Origin of the sequence: Tersicoccus solisilvae, assembly GCF_014643255.1 — a bacterium.
Lineage (GTDB): Bacteria > Actinomycetota > Actinomycetes > Actinomycetales > Micrococcaceae > Tersicoccus > Tersicoccus solisilvae.
This window is the reverse complement of sequence record NZ_BMJI01000062.1, coordinates 1-669: the sequence shown is the minus strand read 5'-3', so window position 1 is coordinate 669 and position 669 is coordinate 1. Positions and strand designations below refer to the sequence as shown.

1 protein-coding gene is annotated in these 669 nt (G+C 74.3%); it reads left to right on the top strand.

Annotated features, from left to right (window positions below):
- Nucleotides 1-669, top strand: a 669-nt coding sequence (locus IEX22_RS15390) for a DDE-type integrase/transposase/recombinase (RefSeq protein ID WP_188669271.1), incomplete at both ends; no start/stop codon positions are given.

Here is a 669-nt window from a genome sequence, read left to right as displayed (position 1 = left end):
GCTCGTAAGTGGGCCGCCCGGTACCGGGCCGAAGGACAGGCCGGGATGGTCGACCGCAGCTCCCGGCCCCACCGGTCACCGACCCGGACCCCGGCCCGCCTCGTGCGGGCGATCGTGACACTGCGGTGGCGGCACCGGATGGGCCCGGTCCAGATCGGCGGGCGGCTCGGGGTACCGGCCTCCACGGTGCACGCGGTCCTGGTCCGGTGCCGGCTCAACCGGCTGGCCCGGATCGACCGGGTCACCGGGGAGCCGCTGCGCCGCTACGAACACGACCACCCCGGCTCCCTGATCCACGTGGACGTGACCAAGTTCGGGAACATCCCCGACGGCGGGGGCTGGCGTTTCACCGGCCGCGCCACCGGGGTGAAGAACCGAGCCACCACCCTCGCCCGAACCAGGGGCGGGGCCGGGGACCGGCCCCAGCCCACCCGCCGCCGGGTCGGCATGGCCTACCTGCACACCGTCATCGATGACCACTCCCGTGTCGCCTACGCCGAGGTCTGCGCCGACGAGAAGGCCGTCACCGCGGTCGGGGTGCTGCGCCGGGCGGTGGCCTGGTACGCCGACCAGGGCGTCACCGTCGAACGGGTCCTCTCCGACAACGGGGCCGCGTACCTCTCCCACGCCTGGGCCGACGCCTGCACCGAGCTGGGCATCACCCCGAAA